Here is a 17,263-nt window from a genome sequence, read left to right on the forward strand (position 1 = left end):
AGAGAGAAGGTGAGTCCGATGCAAAAAGCTATGGTGCTTGATCAGCCTGCCATACGCAGGTCCTTGACTCGAATTGCCCATGAAATTATCGAAAAAAATAAAGGTATTCATAATTGCTTGCTTGTCGGCATCCGGACGAGAGGCATTTATCTCGCAAACAGACTAGCAAAAAAAATCGAGGAAATCGAGGGACAGAGTGTTCCGGTCGGAGAGCTGGACATCACTTTATATCGAGATGATCTCACGTATAAATCTAATCGTAAGGAGCCACAGGTAAAAGGGTCGGATATTCCGACAGATGTCACTGATCGTAAAGTGATATTAGTAGACGATGTTCTTTTTACGGGAAGAACAGTGAGAGCAGCGATGGACGCTTTAATGGATATGGGGCGTCCTGCTCAGATTCAACTGGCGGTTCTTGTGGACAGAGGACATAGGGAATTGCCCATTCGAGCGGATTATGTCGGAAAGAACATACCTACCTCCATTCATGAAAAAATTGTAGTAGAGCTGGAGGAGGTAGATCAACACGAGAGAGTAACGATCCATGAACGGATTGAAAACTAAATAAGTTCCCTTTTAAATGCAGTCCAGAGAGGCTGACAAAGGGCAGAATGAATGACGGCGCTGCTGATTTCGGTACCGTGTATGGGAGATCGAACAGCGAGCGCATGATTTTGCTTACCTCTTTGTCGGCGTTTAGCTGCAAAGAGGTTTTTTTATGCTTGTATAAAAAAACAAATATCAAAAAACACAATATTTTTGGATGATTCGAACGAAAAAAGAAAAACTTTTTTATTCAAGCAAAAAAACGAAATTTAAGGGGTGCAGAGCGCATGTTAAAAAATTTAGTATCAATTAAGGATTTGCATAAAGATAAAATTTTGTTAATATTAATGCAAGCCGATTATTTTAGCAAAGGCTATCGCTGGCAACCTGACAATCAAACTTTTATCGCAAACTTATTTTTTGAGCCGAGCACAAGAACAAAAAGCAGCTTTGAGATGGCCGAGAGGAAATTAGGACTTGAAGTGATACCGTTTGAAGCGGGAAGTTCAAGCGTATTAAAGGGAGAAACTCTTTATGATACAGTCCGTACTTTGGAATCACTAGGAGTGGATGCGGTTGTGATTCGCCATGAAGAAGATGAATACTATCGCCACTTAATTGGAAAAGTGAATATCCCCGTTATTAACGCAGGCGATGGATGCGGGCAGCATCCGACTCAAAGTTTGCTGGATTTATTTACGATTCAGCAAGAGTTTGGAAGTTTTGAAGGATTGAAGATTGGAATTGTCGGCGATATTCGTCACAGCCGAGTTGCCCGTTCCGACGCAGAGGCATTAAGAAAACTGGGAGCGAATGTTTTTTATTCAGGTCCGAAAGAATGGTTTGATCAGGATTTCTTGTATTCGGGTGAATTTGCAGCGATCGACGATTTGATTCCTGAGGTGGATGTGCTGATGCTTTTAAGAATTCAGCATGAACGTCATAACGAACATACCTCTTTTTCAACAGAGGAATATCACGAATTGTACGGCCTGACCGTTGAACGCGAGAAAAGAATGAAACCGGGAAGCATCATCATGCATCCCGCTCCCGTTAATCGAGGCGTTGAAATCGATGATCGTTTAGTTGAATGTAGAAGATCAAGAATATTTAAGCAAATGGAAAATGGAGTTTATGTCCGCATGGCTGTTTTAAAAGAAGTGTTGGAAGGGAGAATGGCCAATGAAGCTGCTGATCAAAAATGGCAATATTCTTTGTAAAAACGGTAAAATGAAAATCGTCGATATTCGCGTGGAAGCCGGAAAAATAACCGAAATGGGAGAGCATCTGACCGCTTTCGATGAAACCATTTTGGACGCTGGAGGAAATTTGGTTGCGCCTGGCTTTATCGATGTCCATGTTCATTTACGTGAGCCGGGCGGAGAACAGAAAGAAACAATCGAAACCGGTACGCTCGCCGCGGCACGAGGAGGATTTACGACCGTCTGCGCCATGCCTAACACAAAGCCGGTTCCCGATACGGTGGAACGGATGCAAGAATTGCAGAAGCGAATTAAGGAAAAAGCTTATGTGCGCGTTCTCCCTTATGCCTCGATTACTGTCAATGAAGCGGGGAAGGAATTGACGGATTTTGAAAGTTTGCAAAAAGAAGGAGCATTTGCCTTTACCGATGACGGGGTTGGTGTTCAAAATGCAGGAATGATGCTTTTGGCAATGAAAAAGGCGGCGGCCGTTCAAGCATCGATTGTCGCCCACTGCGAAGAGAATACTTTAATTTTCGGAGGAGTCGTCCACGACGGCACGTTTGCGAAAAAACATCATTTGAAAGGAATCCCTTCCGTATGTGAAGCGGTACATATCGCAAGGGACGTGCTGCTCGCTGAAGCAGCGGGATGCCACTACCATGTTTGCCATATCAGTACGAAAGAATCGGTAAGAGCCGTACGGGATGCCAAAAAAGCGGGTGTTCGTGTGACGGCGGAAGTAACGCCTCATCATTTGCTGTTGACAGAGGAAGACATTCCGGGGCTTGACGCTAATTTTAAAATGAATCCTCCTCTTCGCAGCAAAGAAGATCGTGAAGCTTTAATCGAAGGGCTTTTAGATGGAACCATTGACTGTATAGCAACAGACCACGCTCCGCATACAATGGAGGAAAAACAAGCAGGGATTGAAAAAGCTCCTTTCGGGATCGTCGGTCTGGAAACAGCTTTCCCGCTGCTTTATTCACGATATGTTCAAACAGGCATTTTTACGTTAAAACAGCTAGTCGATTGGATGACGATTAAACCGGCGGAAGTGTTTCATTTGCCATATGGGAAGCTTGAGGAAGGAGCTCCCGCAGATCTTGTGATCATTGACTTGAACTTGGAAAAGAAAATTGAGCCAAAGCATTTTGCTTCTAAAGGACGGAATACTCCGTTTGCAGGGTGGAAATGCAAAGGTTGGCCAGTCGCAACCATCGTAAACGGAAAAATAGTTTGGCAGGAAGGAAGGATTTACGCGTGAAGAAACAGCTTATTTTAGAAGATGGGACCATCATGATCGGTGAAGGGTTTGGAAGCGAAAAAGAAACGATTGGAGAAGTCGTATTTACTACAGGGATGACAGGTTACCAAGAAGTGCTGTCCGACCCTTCTTATTGCGGTCAAATCGTCACATTTACTTATCCGCTCATTGGAAATTATGGCATAAACCGAGATGATTTTGAAACGATCCATCCGGCGGTAAAAGGATTGATCGTAAAAGAAGCCGCGGACTTTCCTTCCAATTGGCGGAGTGAATGGTCGATCGATGAATTCTTGAAACATAGAGACATTCCCGGCATATCAGGGGTGGACACGAGAAAACTAACGCGAATTATCCGCCGATACGGCACATTAAAAGGGGCGATTGTTTCCGAAAACGAATCTCCTGATCGCGTCATTGCTCGTTTAAAAGAAACGAAACTGTCAACCGATCAAGTAAAACAAGTATCGGTTAAAGCTCCATTCCCGAGCCCTGGTCGAGGATTTCGCGTGGTGCTGATGGATTTTGGGATGAAACACGGCATTTTAAGGGAGCTAAACAAACGAAATTGTGATGTTGTCGTTGTTCCATACAATACAACTGCAGAAGACATTCTTCGATATAAGCCGGATGGTGTGATGCTTTCCAATGGCCCGGGAGATCCGAAAAACGTTCCTGAAGCCATTGAAACCGTCGGTAAACTGCTTGGAAAAGTGCCTGTTTTCGGCATCTGCCTGGGACATCAGCTATTTGCATTAGCTTGCGGTGCAGATACGTTCAAATTAAAATTCGGCCATCGAGGATCCAATCATCCTGTAAAAGATTTAGAAACAGGAAAAACCGCCTTAACTTCCCAAAATCACGGATTTGCCGTAAACGAGGCTTCTCTTGAAAATACAAGATTGGAAATCACCCATATTGCTCTGAATGACGGAACGATCGAAGGGTTGAAGCACAAAGATTATCCGGCTTTTACCGTTCAGTACCATCCGGAAGCCTCACCGGGTCCGGAAGATGATAATTCGTTATTTGATCGTTTTATGCGCATGATGGAAAACTATCAACATGTTGGAAAGGAGACTCTCCATGCCTAAACGTACAGATATTGAAAGCATTTTAGTAATTGGATCCGGCCCGATTATTATCGGTCAAGCAGCAGAATTTGACTATGCAGGGACGCAAGCTTGTTTGGCTTTGAAAGAGGAAGGCTATCGGGTCATTCTAGTCAACTCAAATCCGGCGACCATTATGACGGATACTGAAATTGCCGATGTTGTGTATATGGAGCCTTTAACTTTAGAGTTTGTGACCCGAGTGATTCAAAAAGAACGACCTGACGCCATTTTGCCAACGCTTGGCGGTCAAACCGGCTTGAACTTAGCTGTCGAACTGGCGAAAGAAGGCGTGTTAGAACAGTACGGAGTGGAAATTTTAGGGACGAAGCTATCCGCCATTCAAAAAGCAGAAGATCGGGAATTGTTCCGCAATCTGATGAAAGAATTGGGCGAACCGGTTCCGGAAAGCGAGATTGTCCACACTTTGGAAGAAGCCTATTCCTTTGTGGAAAAAATCGGTTATCCGGTCATTGTTCGTCCTGCCTATACACTTGGCGGGACCGGCGGCGGAATTTGCCATAACGAGGAAGAACTCATTGAAATTGTATCAGGAGGACTGAAAAAAAGCCCGGTTCATCAATGCTTGGTAGAAAAAAGTATCGCCGGGTATAAGGAAATCGAATATGAAGTCATGCGTGATTCCAATGACAATGCCATCGTTGTCTGCAACATGGAGAACATCGATCCGGTCGGCATTCATACAGGCGATTCCATCGTTGTAGCGCCAAGCCAAACACTTAGCGACCGCGAATATCAAATGCTTCGCAATACGTCATTAAAAATTATCCGCGCTTTAGAAATCGAAGGCGGATGCAATGTCCAGCTGGCGCTTGATCCGAACAGTTTCCATTACTATATCATCGAAGTGAATCCACGCGTTAGCCGCTCGTCGGCGCTCGCTTCAAAAGCAACGGGATATCCCATTGCCAAATTGGCGGCCAAAATCGCTGTTGGATTAACACTTGATGAAATAAAGAACCCTGTGACCGGGAAAACGTACGCTTGTTTTGAACCGGCCCTTGATTATGTCGTTTCTAAAATTCCGCGTTGGCCATTTGATAAATTCGAATCGGCAAACCGCATTCTCGGAACGCAGATGAAAGCGACTGGAGAAGTAATGGCGATTGGAAGAACGTTTGAAGAATCCATCTTAAAAGCCGTCCGCTCCCTGGAAAACAATGTGTTCCATTTAGAACGGAAAGAGTTGGCGGGACTGGATGAGCAAACATTGGCGACCCGAATTAAAACAGCAGATGATGAACGATTGTTTTGCATTGGCGAAGCTCTTCGCAGGGGGATTTCGATTGAAACCATCCATGAATGGAGCAAAATCGATCTCTTTTTCTTAAAGAAGCTTCAAAACATTGTATCCTATGAATCTGTATTAAAAGCCCACCCGTTTGATGTGGAAAAAACGAAGAAAGCTAAACAAATGGGCTTTGCCGATGCGACTATTGCAAAACTGTGGAACGTGACTGAAAAAGAAGTATATGACTGGAGAAAACAATACGGGATTGTTCCGGTTTATAAAATGGTCGATACGTGTGCTGCCGAATTTGAGTCGGAAACTCCTTATTATTATGGAACGTATGAAGAGGAAAATGAATCGATTGTCACCCGTCGGAAATCGGTGGTCGTAATCGGATCTGGACCCATCCGAATTGGTCAAGGAGTGGAATTTGATTATGCGACGGTCCATTCTGTCTGGGCCATTCAAGAAGCAGGGTATGAAGCGATTATCATTAATAACAATCCGGAAACGGTTTCCACTGATTTCAGCATTTCGGATAAACTTTATTTCGAGCCGCTCACGATTGAAGATGTCATGAATATTATTGATTTGGAAAAACCGGAAGGAGTTATCGTCCAATTCGGAGGACAGACAGCTATTAACTTGGCAGATTCATTAGTGGAGAGGGGAGTCAACATTTTAGGAACATCTCTGGAAGACATTGATCGTGCGGAAGATCGCGACAAGTTTGAAATCGCACTCGATCAATTCAACATTCCGAAACCGCTTGGAAAGACGGCCTTCTCCGCAGAAGAAGCAGTGAAAATCGCAGCTGAAATCGGCTACCCGGTTCTTGTGAGACCATCTTATGTGTTAGGTGGTCGTGCCATGGAAATCGTTTATCATGAAGAGGAATTGCTTCATTACATGAAAAATGCTGTCAAAATCAATCCAGAACATCCGGTGCTGATTGATCGTTATCTAACAGGAAAAGAAATCGAGGTTGATGCCGTTTCGGATGGAAACGATGTGCTCATCCCGGGAATTATGGAGCATATTGAACGTGCCGGCGTCCATTCAGGTGATTCCATTGCTGTCTACCCGCCGCAAACGTTGACGAAAGAACAGAAAGACAAAATCGTCGATTATACGATTAAATTAGCAAAAGGTTTAAACATTATCGGTTTACTGAATATTCAATATGTGGTGACCAAGGAAGATGTATTTGTTCTGGAAGTCAATCCGCGTTCAAGCCGCACAGTGCCGTTTTTAAGCAAAATCACGAATATTCCAATGGCAAACTTGGCGACAAAAGCCATTTTGGGAACGAATTTAAAAGAAATGGGTTATTCTACAGGATTAGCTGAAGAACAAAAGGGTGTATATGTAAAAGTTCCTGTTTTTTCCTTTGCGAAGCTGCGCCAAGTGGATACAACACTTGGACCGGAAATGAAATCAACCGGGGAAGTGATGGGGAAAGACGTCACATTGGAAAAAGCGCTCTATAAAGGGCTGCTTGCTTCCGGAATCAAAATTCAGCAAAAAGGTTCCATCTTATTGACCGTTGCGGACAAGGATAAGGAAGAAACGTTGGAACTAGCCAAACGATTTGCGGCCATTGGCTTTAAACTTCTGGCGACAAGCGGTACAGCCAAATATTTGCAAATGGGAGGCATTTCAGCAGAAACGGTAGGAAAAATAGGCTCGAAACAGCCGGATATATTGGATGTCATTCGTCAAGGACAAGCGCAGTTTATCATTAATACGTTGACAAAAGGAAAGCAGCCGCAGCGCGACGGCTTTAAAATTCGGCGTGAAGCGGTGGAAAACGGCATTCCATGTTTAACGTCGCTAGATACAGCGGAAGCGATATTGAGAGTGCTGGAATCGATGACTTTTTCGATGGAAGCTATGCCGAAAACAAAAATGAAAGGACACATCGAGGCGGTGATGGCGTGATCAAACAAGAGTTTATGACCATTGTTTCTCAACAACAAATTGCCAAGAATATTTATGAATTAACAATGGAAGGCGAATTGGTTCAGGAGATGGACGAACCGGGAAGGTTTGTTCATCTCCGTATCAACGGCGGGACTGCACCCCTTTTGAGGCGGCCCATCAGTGTTGCTGCGGTTCATCAACATTTGGGACAGTTTACCATTATTTATCGAGCGGGCGGGGAAGGGACACGACTTCTTTCCGAAAAGAAAGCGGGGGAAAGAATCGATGTCCTGGGCCCTCTCGGCCACGGCTTTCCGTTGGAAGCGATCGAATCTGGTCAAACCGCCGTTCTCGTCGGCGGAGGAATCGGAGTGCCTCCTCTTTATGATTTGTCGCGACGACTTAAAGAAAAAAATGTTCATGTCATCCATGTTCTTGGTTTTCAAAATCAAGAGAGTGCTTTTTATATGGAAAAATTTTGTGATTTAGGTGAAACCTATATGGCGACGGAGGATGGTTCGCTTGGAATAAAAGGATTTGTCACAGATGCCATCAAGCAGTTTTCTGTAAAAGGAGATGTTTTATATGCTTGCGGTCCGATCCCGATGCTGAAAGCTCTTGAAAAGGAAAATCCGGCCGATCGGGGGTTCGTTTCCCTTGAACAGCGGATGGGTTGCGGAATCGGAGCCTGTTTTGCCTGTGTTTGCCATCCTAGTAATGATCCAAAGGGAACGGAATATCGAAAAATATGCAGCGATGGTCCGGTGTTCCCGATTGGGGAGGTTGTATTGTGAATCCATTGCATGTCCAATTGCCAGGTTTAGAGTTGAAAAATCCAGTGATGCCGGCCTCAGGCTGCTTCGGATTTGGAAGAGAGTTCAGTCAGTTATATGATTTGAATCAGTTGGGAGCGATTATGATCAAAGCGACCACACCGGAACCAAGGTTTGGAAATCCGACTCCGCGAGTAGCAGAAACACCTTCGGGAATGTTGAATGCCATTGGGCTGCAAAATCCGGGATTAAAAAAAGTAATCAGTGACGAGCTTCCATGGCTCTCACAATTTGATGTGCCGATTATCGCCAATATCGCCGGATCGGAAATGGAAGACTATGTAACGGTTGCTGAAGCCATCTCACAAGTGGACAACGTGAAAGCGTTGGAACTGAATATTTCTTGTCCGAATGTTAAAACAGGCGGGATTGCTTTTGGGACGGTACCGGAAATTGCAAAAGAACTGACGAAAAAAGTGAAAGAAGTATCCGAAGTTCCGGTATATGTGAAATTGTCTCCTAATGTCACCAATATTGTGGAAATAGCAAAAGCAGTAGAAGAAGGCGGAGCGGACGGTATTACGATGATTAATACGCTTTTAGGCATGAAGATAGACATCCATACTGGAAGGGCTCTATTGGCAAACGGCACCGGAGGTTTGTCAGGTCCCGCTGTCAAACCGATTGCGGTGCGGATGATCTATGAAGTGAGCCAGCATGTCCATATTCCGATCATTGGAATGGGCGGTATTTCCTCGCTCGATGATATTCTCGAATTTTTTTATGCGGGGGCCAGCGCAGTGGCCATCGGTACAGCGAATTTTGTTGATCCGTTTATTTGCCCGAAACTCATTGATCAGCTGCAAGACTATGTGGCTTCTAAAGGAATTGATCATATCAGCGAATTGACGGGAAGGAGCTGGAAGTCTCATGGAAACAGAACCTATATTGGCTCTTGATTTTTCCGATTGGAATCAAACAAAAGCATTTTTGGCGCCGTTTTCCGGGAAGCCATTGTATGTAAAAGTGGGAATGGAACTTTATTTTCAGAATGGACCAGTCATCATCGAAGCATTAAAAGCAGAGAATCATCGAATTTTTTTGGATTTAAAACTCCATGATATCCCTAATACGGTCAAACAAGCGATGAAAGGCTTGGCGAATCTCGGAGTGGATATGGTCAACGTGCATGCAGCGGGCGGGAGACGGATGATGGAAGCGGCTTTGGAAGGGTTAGAAGCCGGAACGCCGGCAGGGAAATCGCGCCCACTGTTATTGGCCGTCACCCAGCTTACGTCAACAAGTGAACTTGAGATGCAGTCTGAACAGCTTGTTGCTGTCTCGCTGGAGGAATCAGTGGTCCATTATGCAAAGCTGGCAAAAGCGGCTGGTTGCAACGGAGTCGTATGCTCTGTACATGAAGCAGTAAAAATATCGGAAGCATGTGGAGCCGAATTTCTAAAGGTGACACCGGGAATCCGCTTGCAAACAGATCAATCTCATGATCAAAGTCGTGTGGCAGATCCGAAAACCGCCAGACAACTTGGTGCAAGCATGATCGTGGTGGGAAGACCGATTACTAAAGCTCCAGATCCTCTACATGCATATCAACAGGTAAAAAAACTATGGAATGATTATTCAAAGCCTCTTGTTAGAAATTCTGGTCTATAAACCAGCAGATCTGAAAAAAAGCTGTAAAAATGGTGAGAGGAGAACAGTCACATGCAGAACGATCATATACAAAGTAAAAGAATAGCAGAACAGCTTCTCAATATTGAAGCCATCTATTTGCAACCAAACGATCCATTTACATGGTCCTCAGGAATAAAATCGCCCATATATTGCGACAATCGTCTTACCCTCTCTTATCCGGCGGTGCGAAAAGAAGTTGCGAAAGGACTCGTTTCTTTGATTAACAAACATTTTTCAGAAGTACAATGCATTGCCGGGACTGCGACAGCGGGCATTCCTCATGCGGCTTGGGTAAGCGATCTACTCGATTTGCCCATGTGCTATGTTCGTTCAAAAGCGAAAAGCCATGGAAAAGGGAAACAAATAGAGGGAAAAGTACAGCCGGGCGTTAAAACGGTGGTCGTAGAAGACTTAATTTCGACAGGAGGAAGCGCTATTCAAGCAGCTAACGTCTTGCGAGAATCAGGATGCGAGGTGCTTGGAGTCGTGTCGATTTTTACTTATGAACTTGAAATAGGAAAGCAGCTGCTTGATGAAGCCAATTTAAAAGCTTATAGTTTAAGCAATTATTCAGCGCTAATGGAAGTTGCTTTAGAAAAAGGAGCGATTCAACCCACGGATTTAGAGACTCTTCGTCAATGGCGGGAAAATCCTGAGCATTGGCCGATGGTACAATCGTAATACATAGATGAAAAAATAAGGAAGAGAGCGACTCTTCCTTATTTTTTCAATTTCACCACTAAATCAGGATCCGGTGTAACATAAATGGTTTGCTGATTGTCATAGATGACAAATCCAGGTTTTGAACCGTTCGGTTTTTTGACATAACGAATTTTCGTGTAATCCACCGGTACCGAACTGGAATGTTTTGCTTTGCTGAAATAAGCGGCCAGGTTGGCGGCTTCCAACAGCGTTTCTTCGGATGGGTTATTATGGCGAATCACAACATGGGAACCGGGAATGTCTTTTGTGTGCAGCCAAATATCATCTCGTCGAGCGAGTTTCGTTGTGACATAATCATTTTGTTTATTGTTTTTGCCCACTAATATAATCGTTCCGTCACTGGCTGTGTAAGTATCGATCATTGGTTTCTCTTTTCCTTGTTTTCTCTTCGCTTTCGATTTCATCCGCAAATAGCCTTCTTCCTCTAATTCTTCGCGGATTTCTTCAATGTCTTTCGGGGATGCGGATTCAAGCTGCTGAAGCAAATTTTCAAAGTATTGAATTTCTTGCTTTGTTTTATCGATTTGCTCGTTTACAACGACCAATGCATGTTTTGCTTTTTGATACTTCGAAAAATAAGACTGGGCATTTTCCGACGGACTTTTTTTCGGGTCCAAAGGAATGGTGACCTTTTCTCCGTTTTCATCATAATAATTGATGACTTCAATTTCCGTCATTCCTTTTTGAACGGCGTACAGATTGGCGGTCAGCAATTCGCCGAGTATTTGGTACTCATCGGCATTTTCCGCTTCCTGAAGCGTTTTTTCCAATTTTTTTAGCTTGGATATATTTTTTTCTAATTCATTTTTCACCAGTCGTTCTAAATCACTGCCCAGCTGTTTTACACGGTCCCGCTCCGCTTTGCCGAAATAAAAACGGTCAAGTAGAGAACTTAGGGAATGAAACGGCTGCTTGGTTCCTTTAAGATGATTGAGATCCCGCCAGTAAAAATGCTCTTTTTCGTCTCCTTTCCACAGCATTGGCTGAAAACGCCCTTCTTTTAGCGGCTGCAGCAGGCGAATAAAGGCAGCCGGGACTGTCGTACGGTTAGGAATTCCGGCTTCATGAAGCACTTCCTTCGCGAACAACGGTGAAACACCGGAAAAGTGCTGAACTAGCTGTTTGTCGAGTTTTCCGCCATTAAAATCGAGGAGACGAAGCACGTCATCTTCGGTCGCCTCCAGTGGATTCAACTTGTTTTGGGAAGGCGGATATAAATATTCGTTTCCTGGCAATACGGTTCGGTACCGGCTAAGGGCAGGCGTAATATGTTTAATGCTGTCAATAATTTTCTGCGTCGGCTGATCCACCAGGACAATATTGCTGTGGCGTCCCATAATTTCAACGATTAACTGTTTAGTAGAAACATCGCCGATTTCGTTTTTTCCTTTTAGCTTAAAAATCAGTATACGGTCCAATTCTTTCTGTTTCAGTTCTTCGATAATAGCCCCTTCTAAGTGCTTGCGCAAAAGCATGCAGAACATGGGCGGTTCTTTCGGATTTTCGTACGGCTCATTTGTCAGCTGCACCCTGGCATAGGTAGGATGGGCAGATAGAAGCAGTTTATAATTTTTCCCTTTGGAACGGACGATGAGAATAATTTCGTTTTTATAAGGTTGATGGATTTTCGTAATTCTTCCGCCAGTGAGTACTTTTTGCAGCTCCATCATCATGGCGTGGGTAAATAATCCGTCAAACGACATAATGAAACATCCTTTTCTTTATATGATTTTAATGTTCCTTGTAAGAGCGTCCTTTTTTATGAATCTTTATTATTATAATGGAAACTCTCATTGAGTTGTTGTTAGAAATCTGTGCAAGGGAATTATGAATGGATTAAAATCCATTAGCCTTCATTTGTTTTTGCCATCACAACTAACTCCAAGCGTGAAAAGTGCTCTTTTCTAATAAATCATATCATTTTTTTGGACGAGTCTGAATAACCTTGCTATAAGAGCGACGTTTAAGGGGAGAGTGTGATAGAGAAATGAAATTCTATGAGATGGAAAGGCCGGATATAGAAAAAAAATTGAATGTTAATCTGGAAAAGGGATTGAACTCAAAAGAAGTAGAAAAAAGGAGAAAACAATTCGGCGTTAATGAATTGGAAGAAGGGGAATCCCAGTCCGCGTTTAAATTGTTTATTTCTCAGTTTAAAGATTTTATGATATTGGTTTTACTGGCAGCTACCTTAGTGTCTGGATTGATGGGGGAGTACATGGACGCGATCGCTATCGTTGCCATCGTGATCGTGAATGGGTTTCTTGGCTTTTTTCAGGAACGTAAAGCCGAACAATCTTTGCAAGCATTAAAGGAATTATCTGCTCCCAAAGTAAACGTGCTCCGGAACGGTGAATGGATAAAAATTCCTTCAAAAGAGCTCGTGATCGGGGACGTGATGAAATTCGAAAGCGGAGACCGAATTGGTGCCGACGTCCGTATTTTAAAAGCGAATAACTTAGAATTGGAAGAGTCCGCTTTAACAGGAGAATCGGTCCCTGTACCTAAAATCGCTGAATCGATTCACGGGGAACATTTAAATATCGGGGATTTAGAGAATATGGCTTTCATGGGGACAATGGTTACGAGGGGAAACGGAATCGGAGTTGTTACGGCAATCGGCATGAATACGGCAATGGGAAAAATTGCTGATTTGCTTCAAAATGCCGAAACCCTTTCTACCCCGCTCCAAATGCGGTTGGAACAGCTGGGAAAAGTATTAATTGTCGCCGCTTTGTTTTTAACGGCGTTAGTGGTGGGCATTGGGATTTTGCAAGGTCATGGTTTTTATGAAATGATTTTTGCTGGCGTATCGCTGGCGGTTGCGGCGATTCCGGAAGGGCTTCCGGCCATTGTGACAGTCGCTTTGTCATTGGGGGTTCAGCGGATGATTAAAAAAAGGGCCGTTGTCCGCAAATTGCCGGCTGTCGAAACGCTTGGATGCGCATCCGTTATTTGTTCCGATAAAACCGGAACGATGACGCAAAATAAAATGTCCGTGACCCATTTATGGTCGAATGGGAAAACGTGGACCGTAAGCGGAACAGGTTTTTCACCGAATGGAGAATTTTTTGAAGATGGCGTCCGGATCATACCCCAACGGGAAAAAAGTCTTTACCAGCTGCTGACATTCGGACTTTTATGTAATCATGCGGAGTTAAAACAAAACAAGCGTGATTTTTTTATTGACGGCGATCCAACGGAAGGGGCTTTATTGGTGGCGGCGATGAAAGCGGGCCTGACAAGGGAGAATTTGTCGCAACAATTCACAATTGAACAAGAATTCGCGTTCGACTCTATTCGAAAAATGATGTCCGTTGTGGTGAAAGATCAAAGCGGGCAGCGTTTTGTCATCACCAAAGGAGCACCGGACGTGTTAATCCAAAAGTGTTCGTCGATTCTATGGAACGAGAAAAAGGTAAACTTTTCCCGGGATCATAAAAAGATCGTAGACAACGTAATCAGTGATTTTGCTGGCATGGCTCTTCGCAATATTGCAGTTGCTTACAAACCGCTTAAGGAGAGGGAATCAGCTATTCAAAATGTAGAAGAAGCGGAAAAAGAGCTTATTTTTATTGGCATTGAAGGAATGATTGATCCGCCTCGTCCGGAAGTCAGACAAGCCATCAAAGAGTGCCGAGAAGCTGGCATTAAGACCATTATGATTACAGGAGACCATGTAATGACAGCAAGAGCCATTGCCAAGCAATTAGGGATTTTAGATAATCGTTCCAAAGTGGTCAGTGGTCAGGAACTTAATCAAATGTCTATCGCTGAACTGGAAGAAGTAGTTCAAGATACAGCTGTATTCGCCAGAGTCTCCCCGGAACATAAATTAAAAATCGTTCGGGCTCTCCAAAATAATGGCCACATTGTGGCGATGACGGGAGATGGAGTCAATGACGCACCTGCCATCAAAGCTGCTGATATCGGGATTGCCATGGGGATCTCGGGTACAGATGTGGCTAAAGAAGCTTCTTCGCTTGTGCTCATGGACGACAATTTTGCCACTATTAAGTCAGCGATTCAAGAAGGAAGAAATATATATGAAAATATTCGCAAATTTATTCGCTATTTATTAGCTTCCAATGTAGGGGAAATTTTAGTGATGCTATTTGCCATGATTTTAGCCTTTCCTCTTCCACTCGTCCCCATTCAAATTTTATGGGTCAATTTAGTGACGGATGGACTTCCGGCCATGGCACTAGGACTGGACCATCCGGAAGAAGATGTGATGAAGCGCAAACCGAGAAATCCAAAAGAAGGGGTATTTGCTCGTGGTCTTGGTTGGAAGGTTTTGTCCAGAGGATTTTTAATTGGCGCTGTCACCATCATCGCTTTTATTGTTGCTCGAAAACAGCATCCGGAAAATTTAGCCTATGCTCAAACGATTGCTTTTGCCACTTTAACCGTTAGTCAATTGATTCTTGTATTTGATTGTAGAAGCGAACATTCGATCTTTTCTCGAAATCCGTTTGAGAATCGTTGGCTCGTTCTGGCTGTTCTCTCATCGGCCGTTCTATTGCTGGCGGTGATCTATATTCCTTCGCTGCAGCCGGTTTTTCAAACGGTCACCCTTCCTCCCAGGGAATGGCTGCTTATATTAGGGCTAAGTGCATTACCGACATTTCTTTTGGCAGGCTCTTTTTATACAAGAAAAAGAAAATGATTTGTGATATAATCCAAAAGGTATCAGAGGATTTCCTCTATACCTTTTCTTTTTGCAGAAAGACATTTATCATAATGGACCCTTTTTTCATCATGTCAATATATGTAATTGACTGAATCAATAAGAAGGTTGCGTCCGATTGTCAGCTGTCCCAAAAATGCATAAAGCTTGAATGACAGCAATCCGGAAGATTACCTTGTGGATGAAGGACATTTGGGAGGGTGAAATGCTCTCCTCGATAGACGTTGTTCGTAAAAGAGAAATTCATAGCTGGATAGGATGTGAAACCGATGGTTGTTAGCATGACAGGCTTTGGAAGAAGCAAAGCAGAGTCTGCTCAGCATGCGGTTACGGTTGAAATGAAATCAGTGAACCACCGCTTTTGCGAGTTTACGATACGCATGCCCCGACAGTTATTAAAGCTGGAAGATAAAATCAAAAAATATCTCGGACAATACATAAAACGTGGGCGTGTTGAAATTTTTGTGATCATCGAAGGAGCGGGGGCTCTTAAACGTTCAATACATGTTGACTGGAATTTGATTGAGGATTATTATCAATTCATAAAAAAAATAAAAGAAAAATATCAGTTAAATGGCGAAATCCAAATCAGCGACTTTCTTCGTAAAGAAGAATTAATTACGATAGAAGAAAGAGAGGAAGAAAACGAGGAACTTGAAAAACTTGTTTTCCAAACGATAGAAGAAGCTGTTCGAAATTTGTTGGAAATGCGTAGATTAGAAGGGGAACAGCTTGAAAAAGATTTGCTGATTCAATTAAATAAAATTCAGACGGTCATTAAAAAAATTCAATCTCTTGCACCGAAAGTGTCCAAGCATTATCAAGAACGCCTTGAAAAGAAAGTAAAAGAAGCTGTGTCCAATAACGAGGTGGATGAAGCCAGAATTTTATCGGAAGTGGCTATTTTGGCTGATAAAGCGGATATTAATGAGGAATGTGTAAGATTAGCCAGCCATATAAAGCAATTTTCACAGCTTTTGGAGAAAGATGAACCGATCGGCAGAAGGCTTGATTTCATCATTCAAGAAATGAACAGAGAAGTCAATACGATTGGTTCCAAAGCGAATGACTCAGAGATCGCGGCAAATGTCATTGAATTAAAAAGCTGTTTAGAAAAAATGAAAGAACAAGTACAAAATATTGAGTAATAGGTCAGAACTTCTACGTTCAAAATCAAACATTGATTGGAGGAGCCGCATGTCCATCAGGCTGATTAATATTGGGTTTGGAAATATTGTTTCTGTCAATCGAATCATTTCCATAGTCAGTCCTGAATCCGCCCCGATTAAGCGGTTGGTTCAGGAAGCGCGCGAAAGAGGTTCATTAATTGACGCTACATACGGGAGAAGGACTAGAGCTGTCATTATTATGGACAGCGGTCATATTATACTCTCAGCCGTTCAGCCCGAAACGGTCGCGCATCGAATTGTTTCAAAAGAAGAATTGGAGGAAGGATAATTTCATGAGGAAAGAAAAAGGATTGTTGATTGTCTTGTCCGGGCCGTCCGGTGTAGGAAAGGGAACGGTGCGCAAGGCGATTTTTTCAGACCCAAATGTTGATTTCGAATACTCGATTTCCATGACGACCAGACAGCCTCGGGAAGGTGAAGTAGACGGTGTAGATTATTTTTTTAAAACCCGCGAACAATTCGAACAGCTTATAAAGGAAGGAAAGTTGCTTGAATATGCGGAGTATGTGGGGAATTATTACGGAACTCCGCTTGATTATGTGAAAGAAACATTGGAAGCGGGAAAAGACATCTTTCTGGAAATCGAAGTGCAAGGAGCCAAACAAGTACGTGAAAAAATTCCCGATGGCTTATTTATTTTCCTTGCGCCGCCAAGCCTTTCCGAACTGTATAATCGCATCGTGAATAGAGGAACAGAAGATGATGAACGAATTCGCGGACGAATGGAAAAGGCTCGCAAAGAAATCGAAATGATGGATTTATACGACTATGTAGTGGAAAATGATGAAGTGGAAAAGGCATGCGAACGCATTAAAGCCATCGTTATTGCCGAGCATTGCCGACGTGAAAGAGTTCAGCATCATTATAAAAAAATGTTGGAGGTAGAATAG

Annotated in this window: 14 protein-coding genes; 13 read left to right on the plus strand and 1 reads right to left on the minus strand. The window is 43.3% G+C overall.

Translation table 11 applies throughout. The annotated features are described in order from the left end of the window. Positions 1-9: 9 nt before the first annotated feature. From pyrR to pyrE, 9 genes are all read left to right on the plus strand, one after another. Positions 10-567, plus strand: a complete 558-nt coding sequence (gene pyrR / locus NST81_RS07025; RefSeq protein WP_255287916.1) for a bifunctional pyr operon transcriptional regulator/uracil phosphoribosyltransferase PyrR — start codon at positions 10-12, stop codon at positions 565-567. Between the two features lie 269 nt (positions 568-836). Beyond that, positions 837-1,769 carry an aspartate carbamoyltransferase catalytic subunit gene (locus NST81_RS07030; RefSeq protein WP_048623116.1) on the plus strand — a complete coding sequence of 311 codons (933 nt, stop codon included), beginning with the start codon at positions 837-839 and terminating at the stop codon, positions 1,767-1,769. Further along, the gene (locus NST81_RS07035) at positions 1,732-3,018 is read left to right on the plus strand and encodes a dihydroorotase (RefSeq protein WP_048623117.1); all 1,287 of its coding nucleotides are present in this window, start codon (positions 1,732-1,734) and stop codon (positions 3,016-3,018) included. Before NST81_RS07030 ends, NST81_RS07035 begins: the two co-directional genes overlap by 38 nt. After that, entirely contained in the window at positions 3,015-4,112 is a 1,098-nt protein-coding gene (locus tag NST81_RS07040) for a carbamoyl phosphate synthase small subunit (protein WP_048623118.1), read from the plus strand. The genes NST81_RS07035 and NST81_RS07040 overlap by 4 nt, the downstream gene beginning before the upstream one ends. Continuing rightward, positions 4,105-7,323: a carbamoyl-phosphate synthase large subunit gene (gene carB, locus NST81_RS07045; protein ID WP_048623119.1), complete on the plus strand. Its 3,219-nt coding sequence runs from the start codon at positions 4,105-4,107 to the stop codon at positions 7,321-7,323. Before NST81_RS07040 ends, carB begins: the two co-directional genes overlap by 8 nt. Continuing rightward, on the plus strand, positions 7,320-8,099 hold the full coding sequence (locus NST81_RS07050; RefSeq protein WP_048623120.1) for a dihydroorotate dehydrogenase electron transfer subunit: 780 nt from the start codon (positions 7,320-7,322) through the stop codon (positions 8,097-8,099). The genes carB and NST81_RS07050 overlap by 4 nt, the downstream gene beginning before the upstream one ends. After that, positions 8,096-9,037, plus strand: a complete 942-nt coding sequence (locus tag NST81_RS07055) for a dihydroorotate dehydrogenase (RefSeq protein ID WP_048623121.1) — start codon at positions 8,096-8,098, stop codon at positions 9,035-9,037. The genes NST81_RS07050 and NST81_RS07055 overlap by 4 nt, the downstream gene beginning before the upstream one ends. Beyond that, complete coding sequence (gene pyrF, locus NST81_RS07060; protein WP_048623122.1) at positions 9,009-9,749, plus strand: orotidine-5'-phosphate decarboxylase; 741 nt, start codon at positions 9,009-9,011, stop codon at positions 9,747-9,749. The genes NST81_RS07055 and pyrF overlap by 29 nt, the downstream gene beginning before the upstream one ends. 51 nt (positions 9,750-9,800) lie before the next feature. Then, complete coding sequence (pyrE, locus tag NST81_RS07065; RefSeq protein WP_048623123.1) at positions 9,801-10,451, plus strand: orotate phosphoribosyltransferase; 651 nt, start codon at positions 9,801-9,803, stop codon at positions 10,449-10,451. 38 nt (positions 10,452-10,489) lie between these two features. On the opposite strand, the gene NST81_RS07070 is transcribed toward pyrE, so the two are convergent. Next, positions 10,490-12,196, minus strand: coding sequence for an Rqc2 family fibronectin-binding protein (locus NST81_RS07070; RefSeq protein WP_048623124.1), 1,707 nt, complete (start codon positions 12,194-12,196; stop codon positions 10,490-10,492). 284 nt (positions 12,197-12,480) lie between these two features. Here NST81_RS07070 and NST81_RS07075 point away from each other — a divergent pair, with 284 nt between their 5' ends. From NST81_RS07075 to gmk, 4 genes are all read left to right on the plus strand, one after another. Continuing rightward, positions 12,481-15,162, plus strand: a complete 2,682-nt coding sequence (locus tag NST81_RS07075; protein WP_048623125.1) for a calcium-translocating P-type ATPase, SERCA-type — start codon at positions 12,481-12,483, stop codon at positions 15,160-15,162. A gap of 290 nt (positions 15,163-15,452) precedes the next feature. Further along, on the plus strand, positions 15,453-16,331 hold the full coding sequence (locus NST81_RS07080) for a YicC/YloC family endoribonuclease (RefSeq protein ID WP_048623126.1): 879 nt from the start codon (positions 15,453-15,455) through the stop codon (positions 16,329-16,331). 49 nt (positions 16,332-16,380) lie between these two features. Continuing rightward, positions 16,381-16,641 carry an extracellular matrix/biofilm regulator RemA gene (gene remA, locus NST81_RS07085; protein WP_003354521.1) on the plus strand — a complete coding sequence of 87 codons (261 nt, stop codon included), beginning with the start codon at positions 16,381-16,383 and terminating at the stop codon, positions 16,639-16,641. Between the two features lie 4 nt (positions 16,642-16,645). Then, positions 16,646-17,263: a guanylate kinase gene (gene gmk / locus NST81_RS07090; protein ID WP_048623127.1), complete on the plus strand. Its 618-nt coding sequence runs from the start codon at positions 16,646-16,648 to the stop codon at positions 17,261-17,263.

Source organism: Bacillus sp. FSL W8-0223, assembly GCF_038006805.1.
Classification (GTDB): domain Bacteria; phylum Bacillota; class Bacilli; order Bacillales; family DSM-4216; genus Bacillus_O; species Bacillus_O smithii.